This is a genomic window from Parabacteroides sp. PM6-13 (genome assembly GCF_029892605.1).
Lineage (GTDB): Bacteria > Bacteroidota > Bacteroidia > Bacteroidales > Tannerellaceae > QVMG01.
Genome location: NZ_JARXWF010000011.1, coordinates 170,063 through 182,723, shown reverse-complemented (window position 1 = coordinate 182,723; position 12,661 = coordinate 170,063). Strand labels below are relative to the sequence as shown.

6 protein-coding genes are annotated in these 12,661 nt (G+C 46.5%); 4 read left to right on the top strand and 2 right to left on the bottom strand.

Annotation, left to right across the window (positions count from 1 at the left end; all coding sequences use genetic code 11):
- Nucleotide 1: 1 nt before the first annotated feature.
- On the bottom strand, nucleotides 2-2,893 hold the full coding sequence (gene cas9, locus M2134_RS11840; protein ID WP_280751201.1) for a type II CRISPR RNA-guided endonuclease Cas9: 2,892 nt from the start codon (nucleotides 2,891-2,893) through the stop codon (nucleotides 2-4).
- Nucleotides 2,894-3,801: 908 nt separating this feature from the next.
- Here cas9 and M2134_RS11835 point away from each other — a divergent pair.
- The 4 genes from M2134_RS11835 (at nucleotide 3,802) to M2134_RS11820 (ending at nucleotide 11,235) form a co-directional block, all read left to right on the top strand.
- On the top strand, nucleotides 3,802-6,705 hold the full coding sequence (locus M2134_RS11835) for an ATP-binding protein (RefSeq protein WP_280751202.1): 2,904 nt from the start codon (nucleotides 3,802-3,804) through the stop codon (nucleotides 6,703-6,705).
- Nucleotides 6,706-6,923: 218 nt separating this feature from the next.
- Entirely contained in the window at nucleotides 6,924-7,382 is a 459-nt protein-coding gene (locus M2134_RS11830) for a hypothetical protein (protein ID WP_280751203.1), read from the top strand.
- A gap of 57 nt (nucleotides 7,383-7,439) precedes the next feature.
- Nucleotides 7,440-9,737, top strand: coding sequence for an Ig-like domain-containing protein (locus M2134_RS11825; protein WP_280751204.1), 2,298 nt, complete (start codon nucleotides 7,440-7,442; stop codon nucleotides 9,735-9,737).
- A gap of 25 nt (nucleotides 9,738-9,762) precedes the next feature.
- Nucleotides 9,763-11,235, top strand: coding sequence for a hypothetical protein (locus M2134_RS11820; RefSeq protein WP_280751205.1), 1,473 nt, complete (start codon nucleotides 9,763-9,765; stop codon nucleotides 11,233-11,235).
- A 99-nt stretch (nucleotides 11,236-11,334) separates the two neighbouring features.
- Here the strand turns inward: M2134_RS11820 and M2134_RS11815 are convergent, their stop codons facing one another.
- Complete coding sequence (locus M2134_RS11815) at nucleotides 11,335-12,657, bottom strand: MATE family efflux transporter (RefSeq protein ID WP_280751302.1); 1,323 nt, start codon at nucleotides 12,655-12,657, stop codon at nucleotides 11,335-11,337.
- Between the last annotated feature and the right edge of the window lie 4 nt (nucleotides 12,658-12,661).

Here is a 12,661-nt window from a genome sequence, read left to right as displayed (position 1 = left end):
TTTAGCAAATAAGAGAGTCGAAAATAAAACAGACTGAACACAAGGATTTTACAATCTGAACGATGTGATTCTTCGATTTTAGTCGGTTAGTAGTGATTTTTTTTATATACGGTTTAACTATTAAATCTGGATTTTCAAAGATATATTTAATAGGCTTATTTTTATCTATGGTTTTTATTTTTCCGTATACTAATTCCTCACTCAATGCTCCTCGAGGAATAATTATTCCTGTTTGTACTACCTTCTTATTTCCTCTTTTTCCGGTTTTGCGAGAACCTTTTACTGCAACTCTTTTCCCGGACTTAAAAGATATCAAAATTTGTGAAACAGCTTTTTCAACGTCTGACACGGGGATAGGACATTCGGAAATGATATATTTTTCCAACAAAGAGTACTTCTCTTTATATACCTCAGATTGTTTGTTTACATCACGCTGCATATCTTCACGAGTTTTAGTAGCACTTAGTGTATTAAAACGTTGGATATACCCTTGTTTTGTACAGGCAATTACTAATGCATCCACAGCGTGATGACGGTGGTCATCCCGTTTAGTCCAGTTTTTGATTACTTCTTTTTGATGCTTTTTCTTGCCATGATCACTTTCCCACTCAACAAATTCTGTTAATCCTAGCTCCCTGTATTTTGCCATTTGAAGATTCATTGTTACATCGTCCCAACCCCAAAAGTGTCGAAGTTCAGCAGTGATAGTTCCACTTGTACACCAAACATCATGACAGATAGTTTGTAGTATTTCACGGGCTTTTTTAGCTATGTATTGACTTTCTCGCAGTTGACGATCAATAAAGTCTGTAGGTATTTTATCTTCTGTCATCAATAATTTATCTCTTTTAGCCTTCCCGATAATATGACTATCATACAATAAATTTACTCGATTCACATACTCATCAAAAGCTTCCGGGCTTTTTGTTTTCATAAAATCATAGGCTGTCATCATGCCTTTTGTTGAATTGCATTTACGATGAGCTAATGTCTTATTACTTTGAGAATCGTCAAATAATTTTGCTTTAGGTATAATGTGTTCAATATCAACTTCTTCTCCGGATAATGCTTGTGTCAATGATATTGGCTGGCCACAATAAATACAAATGCCATTAAACTTCTTCTCAGTATTGTCTATTTCGGTGTATAATCTCCATTTTAGAATATTATTTCGTGTTGCACGTAAGCCATATCTCGCTAAATCCTTTCTGATTGTTTCATTTTCCCTCTGGCGCTTACTATGTTTTTTCTCTGTTAGAGTTCTTTCTTCTTTGCTTTGTTTCAATTCCCTTGCTAATTCGATTCTAATTTCATCAGGCTTTCCATATTTGTCGATGATAGCATTTACTACATTTACCATTTGATTCAAAATTTTTTCTACAATCGGTTGGCGTAAAGAATTCTTCTCCACAAGTTTTAATCGATCTAATAGTTTCCGTCTGTGGTTTTCGTCTTTTGTTAGCGAGTTTGAATGGTTGTAACCTGCATAACTCATAGCATCACTATAAACGTCTCCTTCCATTAAATAGGGTAGTGTTTTTCGGATGGTTTTCACAGACTTATTCCCGAATCCAAAACGTGCAAAATCAATACGAGATAGTTTATCCGCTGTTTCCGAATCAAGAGCGAATTTTTGTTGTAGCACACGGCTGCATTGTTCCATGTCATTTATGGAGTATATAGTATGCCATAGTTGATATAGTGGCTCTTTTTCGACCAATGGATCTATATATTTGGTGATCTTTTCAGATAAAACCTCCCCGGTTTCTCTATCGTACAAATAACAAGGTCTTTGTTTTTTCAAAACATTCAATTGAAGGCACAATAAATCCATATTATTTTTGTCTCCTAAACATTTTATAATAGCAGACTTTGTCGTGTTTCCTTGGAGTCCTTTCTCTATTTGTTTGTTGACATAATAATCACCCTTCTTTAGTTTAATCAGCTTAAATAGGTCGGTGACAGATAGTTTTTCATGATTATCTAAATAGTGGAAAATAGACTGTTTTTGTTCTAGTGTCAAAACCACATCGTCGCCTTTTTTGGAGCTTAACTTAATGTTATTTATGCTTTCCCATATTTTAGCAACTTGAAACAAAGGAGAACTTTTAGGAGCAACTTTGGGGCCGGCAAAACACTCTCTGCCATCTTTTCCTTTACACCAAAAGCCTTCAAAGTCGCATACGGAAACCAATCCTTTTTGAGATTTGAGAGGGCGCTGATAGTAAATGATTTCGTTTCGGATCTCCTTTATCAATTCATCAGATAGATTCAAGTGGTGTGCTTGTTTTGCACATATTATATCAAACTCCTCTATATAAGCTTCTCGAGGGAAAACATTTTCCTTTACTCTAAAATATTCATCTGACTTTAATTGATCGTAAAAGTATTGTCCTACTGTCATGGATAGTTCTTTTATTTTGTCATGACGACTTTTTACTTCCATCACATAGTCTGTATCTTTTTTGTCAAGGTTAGCATCGCTTCGACAACTCTTGTAACCACGTTTTTGATTTAACCAAAGCAATAAACGTCCAAGTTCTGGTTTGGAAATTTCTTCTGTTACAGCTTTGCTGCGTAGCTCCCACAATTCCATCTTTGGCATTTTTACTAATTCTTCTGATGGTAACATTCCATTGTTAGTCAATACTGTTACCAAATCTCTTCTTCTTTGTTGATAACGATCATAACCTTTTCGTGCTGTTCGATCTTTTGTGCGCACGCTATTTCGAGTTTCACCACTTCCTTTGGTAAAATCTTTCCCTTCGGTTCCCTCATAAGGTATAATGCGGCTGCCTAAATCCAAAACTGCAATTGTGTTATCTCTCAGTTCAATAAGTGCCCAGCCAATTGAGGCTGAACCTAAGTCTAATCCTAATATTCTTTTCGGCATATTACATTTTGTTTTTTTTGTTATAAAAATATCAGTTGATAAGTTTTGTTATTAAAATATAGTTGTTATATTTGTCCCTACGATTTTGAAGCAATTCACAATAAGGATGATTCCGTTGTGAAAACATGTAGAGCGGGGAAACTCGCTCTTTTCTTTTGTCTATACTTTATATCTTTCATTTTTATTGTCTGTTTTCGTTGGGGACAATTGCATGTGTTTCTCAGCTACGTATCCACACACCTCTTTCTCTACAAACAGAGATAACTTGAATCTCATAACGTTTTTTTTGCTAATGTATTTATTATTTGTTGAAATGCAAGGATTGTAGGGTGGTTTTTTGCTAAATGGTTCTCTTAAAATCGAAAATATTTGGCTGATTAATCATTTGTTTGGGGGGGTAACATGTTGACTTGTTTTGCTGAAGAAATAATGGGGAGGGGAGGGGCGGGATTGCTCCTGTTTTCGTTTTTCTCTGATTGTCAAAATGTAAGCAAAAAGTGGGTTTTGCTTTACAATATGATACGTTAAAAAGTGTTACTCGCCTGACTAATTTTAAATACCCCTACGTTTTTGGAAAAATAGTCGGGCGTTTTTGACAAAATGTCAAATCGAAGATCGCTTAGCCGAGGGCGTAAAGCAAACGGCGTTTGCTTAGCCCGAAGACGTAAAGAAATTCCTGAATCCTCAAAAAAACGTTCGTTTCTGGAGGGGGCAATTGGCTGAAAACGGGGTGGGGTATGTATACTTATTTCAATTTCTTCCAATTATTGGAACTTTTGATTACTTTTGTTTTATGATCATTCTTGTTTGGTTAAAAAAACGTATTGAGTTGCTCCCGATATAATGAATAGAGCTGGTTTTTTTCTGATTTTTAGATTTAGACAGTGGTATTCGCGATAAATAATAGTATGAAAACAAATAACAAATCAATATTGAAGTGGAGAAAACAGCGTCTGTTGTGGTTTGCTGTCGCTTTGGGGGTGGTGGTACTGCTTTTCTTCTTCTTTTTCAAGCCGTCTCGACAGGAGCAGATCTCCGCATTGGAAATACAGAAAAAACAGTGGGTGGCCGATATGCGGGAGGCTTTTCCGCAGCAGAGCTACGACCCGGTTGAGCTCAAAAAGCGTCTTAGCTATTATCAGGAGTCGGGCAATAAGATTGGGGAGCAGGTGATATTCCGTGCTTTGGGTAATGATGCGCGCAATACATCGCAATTTCGTTTGGCTATTGAAAACCATACCGCCGCGCTTCAGATTGGCTATGAGATTGGCGACACTATCTTTATCACCACGGTACTGAATGAGTTGGGAACCGACTTCCGACGAATAGGCGCGCTCAACGAAGCCGCCCCCTACCACTATCTCTCCCTGCGGATAGCTGAAGAATACGGGGGAGAGGAGAGGGCGACCATCAGCCGCAATAGGGCCAGTTCCTACAACGGGCTGGGCGTGATCTACCACTCCATAAACGAGGAGCAGGAGGCAATCAACTGCTATGAGAAAGCGCTTGAGATAGAGATTGGAAATAATAACCTGCGTGGTATCGCTATGAACTATGCCAATATCGGCTCGGTCTATTTCGACATGGGCGATCAGACAAAGGCTGAGGAATACTACCGCCGTTCACTCGATTATAACGAAAAGGCTAACCTGCCGCTCGGCATCGCGCTCTGCCTTATCAATATCGGACATATTTATGAGGCGCAAGGTGACGATCGTCGCGCATTGACCCAGTATGAAGAGGCTTACGAATTGCTTTCGGACACAGCAGACCGATGGCATTGGCTGAATGCCTGTTTTAGCATCGGAAAGATACATCTCAAGAGCGGGCAACTCGTTAAGGCATGGCCCTACCTCGATGACGCTGTGCGTACCGCCAGCGCGATCAACTCGCCGCAGCATATCAAACAAGCCTACGAATTGCGCTCGGAGTATCACCATAAGCGGGGTGATTTCAAGCAGTCTGTCGATGATCTGCGTATTAGCCGCGCCTATGCCGACACCCTGCAGCAGAACCAGGAAACGGGGCGGCTGCTCGACTCGCGCGTCAAGTATGAAACAGAGAAATATGCCAAACAGATCGAAGAACTGGACGAACTCAATCGCGAACAGGAGGTGAAGCGAAAGGCAATCCTATTGTTGATGACACCTGTTATTCTCGGGCTGCTTATCCTGTTACTATTGATACTCTATAAACGTCGACTGGAACGCCAACAGACAATCGAACTCAAGAATATCGAGCGGATGCGTTCGAACTTCTTTACCCATATCACCCACGAGTTTCGTACACCCATCACGGTGATTACCGGCCTGAGCGATCATCTTTTGTCGACCATAAAAGAGAGCGATAGCCCCGAGGCGAAAGACCTCAAAGCCATCCGCCGGCAGGGGCGTAACCTGATGCATCTGGTCAACCAACTGCTCGACTTCTCGCGCTCCGAAGCGGGTGTCAGCAAACCGCGTTGGCGACAGGGTGATCTGGTGGAGTACCTGCATGTCATTGCCGAACCCTATACACAATATGCCCGCAGCCGGGAGATTGAACTCTTTATCTATAGCGAAGTGGATACTCTTTCGATGAATTTCATCGCATCCTCTGTTAAAAAGGTGATGAGCAACCTGCTCTCCAATGCCATCAAACACTGTTCGGTGGGAGATAAGATTGTGGTGCATCTCCGCTACGATGAAGCGGCCGGTCAGTGTGTGATACAGGTGAAGGATACGGGTGAGGGCATCACGGCCGAGCATCTGCCCCATATATTCGAACTCTATTATACCTCCGATGCGGACAATAATAACCAAGTCGGCAGCGGCATCGGGCTCGCCCTTTCGAAGCAACTTATCGAAGAGGCAGGTGGCACGATCCGTGTAACCAGCACGGTAGGCAAGGGGACTGAGTTTACGTTGACGTTGCCGGTGTCGAATGATCCTATACCAGAGGAGGCGCGCGAAGAGCTGAACGAAGAGGATGCCGGCATCCATTTGCCCGACCTCGACACAGAGAGCGATGATAACACGGCACCGGGCAAGGCTTCGAACACGAAGAAGATGATTCTGATCGTGGAAGACAACAAAGATGTGGCACATTATATGCATACGATCCTCGCGCAAAGGTATACGTTGATTCACGCTTCGAACGGCAACGAAGGGCTGTTGATGGCCGAACAACACATACCCGATCTGATTATCACCGACGTGATGATGCCCGAAAAGGATGGCTATGCCTTTACGGCCGACCTGCGCGCTTCGATCGCCGTGGCGCATATCCCCGTGATTATGGTTACCGCCAAGGGAACAACCGAGGATAAGCTCGATGGTCTTAGGGTGGGTGCCGATGCTTATCTGGCCAAACCCTTCGATGAACGCGAACTATTGGCGCGCATCAAGCAACTGCTCGACAGCCGCGCCATGTTGATGAAGACCTACGCAAACGCCCTCTTCCAGGCAGGAACGGCCTCCCATACCGACCCGAATATGGCCTTTATCACCAAATTATCCTCGGTTGTCAATAGCCATCTCAACGATGCCGACTACTTCCCCGCCGGGCTTGCGCAGGATATGTGTTTGAGTGAGTCGCAACTCGGACGCAAACTGAAGGCTATGACCGGGCATACCATTACCTCTTTCGTGATGCAGGCGCGCCTGAACAAAGCCAAATTATTACTCTCCAAGCGCGACCGATCAATCAAAGAGGTGGCTTTCGACTGTGGCTTCAGCGACTTGAGTTACTTCTCCCGTTCGTTCCGAAAGGCATTCGGATACACCCCGTCACAGTTTATCAAGATACCGGAACAGAATACATCCTTGAGTTAAAACCAAATTGGACAAGAATAGACGCAGATAATCAGTCTATTAAGTCCTTTCGATGCGGAAATAGTACAAATTTAACGGGCAGATTGCGGATGCCGTCCTACTTGATGCGGAATCTGTGATAGCCCTTCTGTATCTATACCCATACATTTGCTTTCAAGTGGTGAGGAAAGTTTTCAACCGAAGACAAACCGATCCGAAACATTCAAAAAGTAAATAGGATGGATAAAGGTATAGAACAATCAATAAGTAGTAGGCGTGATGCTCTCTATACGCATTACGACCTGCCCGAAGAGGCCAGGCAAAAGGCGGAGGCACTCTTCGAACGTATGGAAATGTTTGGGCAGCGATGTCGCAACCAGGCCGACTTTGAGGAGAAGTTCAGCTCCCTCACACTCAACCGCGAGTACAATAATCTCTTCGTTGAATTTACAGCATACGTGAAAATACCCGAAGGCACCACCGCTCCCCGGGAGCAAATGAAGCAAAACATGATGTCAGGGGCTCAATCGGCGGCTTTCCATCAAATCCGTATGGAGGCTCGAGGGGCGATTGTCAAGGCGATGCCGGAGGATATGCACCGGCGATACACCCGCGGCATCTATGATATACCTGTGTTGGGCGACATCGCCTCCGCGTTCAATAGGCTCGATATTGTGAAGCGGCTTTTTGGTAAATAGGAATAGCCAGCCGATACTATGACAAATAACAATACTTACCATATAAAATGTAGACGTATGAAAAAGAGAAACAAATTTACACGATTGGTAGCCAGCGTCATTCTTTCACTGAGCGCCCTGTGTCTGTTCTTTGTCTCTTGCAGCAAAGATCCGGAACCGGAGATTGTGAAAGTGACGAGCGTAGCGCTCAGTAAGAGTACGCTTGAATTAGTAGAGGGTGAAACTGAAACCCTCAAGGCTACTGTAGCTCCTGAAAACGCGACCAATAAGAGGGTCGCATGGAAGTCGGGCGATATGACAATTGCAGCCGTCGACGCCGAAGGCAAAATCGTAGCCGTGAAACCTGGCAACGCGACCATCACTGTTACGTCTGACGATGGATCAAAAACCGCCACCTGCGCTGTGACCGTTAAGGCGGCCACTGTATCGGTGACGGGCGTAACGCTTAACAAAACTACGCTGTCGTTAGTCCAGGGCACGAACGAAACGCTCACAGTAACCGTCGCTCCTGAAAACGCGACCAACAAGAAGGTGACCTGGAAATCGGATAAAGCCGATATTGCCACCGTAGATGCCAACGGCAAGGTGACGGCGGCAGGAGTAGGCACGGCCACGATCACCGTCACGACAGAGGATGCGGCTAAAACCGCTACCTGTCTTGTGACGGTAACGGCGAAAGCGGTAGCCGTAACGGGGGTGAAACTGAATAAGACCTCCCTCTCGCTGGTGGAGGGCGCGAGCGAAACACTGACCGCCACCGTCGCTCCTGAGAACGCGACCAACAAAAAGGTGACCTGGAAGTCGAGCGACCTGTCGATAGCGATCATCGACTCCGATGGTCATATCGCGGCCTTGAAGCCCGGTGTCATCGCTATCACCGCTACCACCGAAGACGGGGGCAAGACAGCTACCTGCGCCGTGACGGTAACATCGAAAGCGGTAGCCGTTACAGGTGTATCATTGAATAAAACCTCCCTCTCCCTGGTTGTGGGCGAGAGCGAAAGCCTTAGTGCTACCGTGGCTCCGGCGGATGCCGACAATAAGAAGGTAAGTTGGAAGTCAAATAACACATCCGTGGCGACAGTGGACAACAACGGCAACGTGACCGCCCTGAAAGCCGGCTCTGCCACCATCACCGCCACCACCGAAGACGGGGGCAAGACGGCGACCTGCGCCGTAACGGTAACAGCAAAAGCGGTAGCCGTAACAGGTGTATCACTGAATAAAACCTCCCTCTCTCTGGTTGTGGGCGAGAGCGAAAGCCTTAGTGCCACCGTGGCTCCGGCGGATGCCGACAATAAGAAGGTAAGTTGGAAGTCAAATAATACATCCGTGGCGACAGTGGACAACAACGGTAATGTGACCGCCCTGAAAGCAGGCTCTGCCACCATCACGGCCACCACCGAAGACGGGGGCAAGACAGCGACCTGTATCGTGACGGTAACAGCGCCGGCCGCGGTTCCGATGTTTAACATCGGAGCGCAAACGGGTGATGGCGGAGACGGCATACTTGACTCGGGAACAATGGAATGGGTGAAGTACTCGCTGACCGGTGCGAACGGCATGACCTTTACGGGCAAAACGGCCGATATAGCGTGGTTTAGCGATGCGGAGGGAAAGATCACCGCTACCGAACCCATCGGTGTCCGTTTTGCCATCCTCAAATTTCCAGGTGAGGACAACAATATTGTCTCCCTTGGGGCATCCGTCGCCCAAGCCACTCCCGAGGGAAGCTATTACTTCAGGATCATCATCGAAGGCGTAACCTCGTCCAATGTGGGTGTATTGAAAGTGGGCAAGGCGTGGGAGATGAAAATTAACAACGTAACATGGGCAGCGCGCAACGTCGAAAGACCCGCGTTATTCGTTGCCAATCCCGAAGATACTGGATGGTACTACCAGAGGAATCGTTACACAGGCTGGAGCCCGACCGATCCGCTAACCCCTTCGCACGACGGAGAGAAATGGAATAGTGTCGTTGATACCAACGACAGTTGGGTGACAAGGAACAACCCCTGCCCTGCAGGTTATCGCCTACCGACCTTAGATGATATAAATGCATTATTAGATGAGACCAGTGTTGATCGTGAATGGCTAACACAAAACGGTGTGAAGGGATACAAATTCACCGACAAGAAATCCGGCAACACTCTCTTTCTCCCGGCAGGGGGCAATCGCAATAAGGATGGTAAGCTATCAAACCCCGAAGGAGGGCGTTATATGACCTCTACGTATGAAGAAGATACTGTGCGGAGGATATGGAAGACACGGACGCTGTACTTCGGTAGCAATGAAATAAAAGCGGGATTTATTACCGAAGCCGTTGCATATACTATCCGCTGCGTAAAGAAATAATTAATGAATAAATAAAACAAACATCATGAAAAAGAGAAGAAACATCATCTTGATAGCCACGGCAGCCCTGCTGCTGACAGGCTTCACCGCACAGGCGCAGGGCCTGGGCAAGTTGGGCAACGCCTTAAAGAAGGCAGCCGAAACGAAGACACAACAGGCAGAATCACCTAATAACCCATTAAAACAAAGTAACATGACAAACGCGACAACCATGTATGTAAGCGTATCCACCGGTGCGGGCAGCCGCACCGCCGACGGAACGCAGGAGAAACCCTACAAAGACCTGCAGGCAGCCATTGACGCCGCCGAAGAGGGCGCGTTGATCCGGATTGCCGAAGGCAACTACCTCGGTAAAATGGACCAGGGATTTATCGAACTCAAAAAGTACCTCGCGCTCGAAGGGGGATGGAACACGGACTTTAGCGAGCGTGACCCCGTGAAACACCCGACCACGATACGCCCGGACGCGGCAATTGCCAAGGCAGGCACGGCAGGGGCACACGCCTTGATGGATGTTGTCGTAAAGGGCAACCGTGGCGGCACAGTGATGATCGATGGCATGGTGTTCGATATGGGAGAGTATAACCTCTATTGCCAGCCGGTGTACGAGAACCCGGTGGCCTCGGCTCCGGCCGGCTGTGAGACGGGAAGGATTATCTGTGTAGGCGAATCGCCCTCGGGTGTTCCTACCATGGGGGGCATACCCGGCTCCAGACAGGCTGTCTATGGCGCTGTGGAAGGCAAACTGATTGTGCGCAACTGCGTATTTGCCAATGCGGTGCACTACGGGATACAGATGGAGAATATCGCCGGAAACTGGGAATTCTATAACAATATCTTTATCGCCTGCCGCATGGCAGCCTGTGAGGTGCGTGGCAATGGCGTGGCTCCTGAACATGAGACGACACTCGACTTCCACCACAACACCGTGCTCTTCACCTGGACACGCGACAAACTGCTCGAAGATATGGGCTATGGCTTGCGTTATATGACACGCATGAGCTACGATGTACACGATAATATCTTCGGAGGAAATGTCTACGCTGCCCTCGACCGTACCCGCTTCGACAGCGACCTCAAACGTGATAAGATACGCAAGACCAATGCGTTCGACAACATCTTCTTCGCCAACCGCATGGGCGATATCTGTCTTCCTTCGGGTGGTGGCATGTGGAACTTCCAGTTTGCCAATAACTTCGAAGAGGTGGAGCAATTGGAAAAGTATGAGAACAACCGCGAAGTGAACGATGCCGAGATGGGAACGCTCTGCAAAGTGATCAACGAACCCTACCTGAAAGGCTACTTAGGCCTGGAAATGAGCCGTAGCTCACAGTACAACGAGAACTCGGCGATGAACACCTTCCGCGCGGCGATGGGCATGAACAAGCAGGGCTCGGAAATCAACCGCGTCTCGATGTATGGCAACCGCTATCCGCTTGCTGAGGTCGGACAACTCTGGGGCGTCATCCCCGGAAAAGGAGCACAAACACCCCAATAACCCTTATTTATATATCTTGTTTTTAGACTTTGTAAAAGAGCTTTTCGACACGTCGAAAAGCTCTTTTTTACAATAAAATTCAAAACAGCTTCTAAAACTCTAAATCTTCTTATTCCGCCAATTGGCTTTATTGAGGTAGATCATACAAAAGGTCATCAGGAAGGCGTAGTAGATGATTTCCGTTGTAAAACAGAGGTGTACAGGCATTTTCAGGACGGAGCCCATTATGAAAAGATAGGCGCAATAAGCGACTAAGGTAGCCACCTCCATGGCTAAGGCGGAGCGGGTGTTGCCGGTGCCCGATACGCCATTGAAATACACATTACTAATGGAGCTTAATAGCATTGCCAGCGATATAACATAAACGGAAGGCACGCAGGCGGCAACCAATGTAGGGTCATTGGTGTATATCGAAATAATGGCATGAGGGAAGGCGCAAATAAAAGCGACGCATACCGCCATAATCAAAAATGACATACGGGCTATTTTGCGAATAATAGGAATGGTCTGTTCGATATGTCCGGCGCCGATGGCGTTGCTGACAAATGAATTGGTGGTGGTCGATAATGAATTCACGGGAATAAACATAACAATATAAATGCTTCGCACAATATTAGCGATAGCCAATTCGCGTTGCCCCAGACGTTCCACCACCACGAAGAACATAAAGAAGGTGCCCATAGATAGGAAATGCTGTATCATGGTGTAGATAGAAATGCCCAACACACGACGCAACAGGGAGAAGTCAAAGGAACGAAGCTTCCGAAGGCCATATTTGTCGCGGTCGACTGTCAACCGGGTGTAGACAAAAAAGAAGAGGGTAGAGGCGGCTTCCGCTATGACGGAGGCGATAGCGGCTCCTTTAATGCCCATAGCCGGGAATCCGGCATGTCCGAATATCATAAGGTAATCGAGAAGTACGTTGGTGAGGGCCATCACAATGGCATTCAATGTCAATACCTTCGTTCGCGTGATGCCGATGAATAGCGCGCGAAACATCACATTGACAAAAGAGAAAAAGAAGCCGAACACGCGCCAGTCTAAGAACTCCATCGTAGCATCCAGGATGGCATCGGAGGAGATCATTACACGCATCACGCCGCGCCCTCCTGCCTGGGCAAGGAAAAACATAACGGCAGCGGTGGCTAACAGGAAAAGGACTCCCTGTATCATGACCGGGCCGACGGCGGCATATTCCCGTTCGCCATTGCGGCGGGCAATCACAATCTGCGAACCGATGCTGAATCCGAAAGCGATCGTAAAGCAACATATATAGAACAGGCCACCCATGGCGGAAGCGCCCAGCTCGACCTCGCCTACATGACCCAGGAAGGCGGTGTCCGTTACGTTGACTATGTTTTGCGCCAATAGGCTGAGCAGGATGGGATAGCTCACCTGCCAGATCTGTTTGTTTGAATAGATTTGT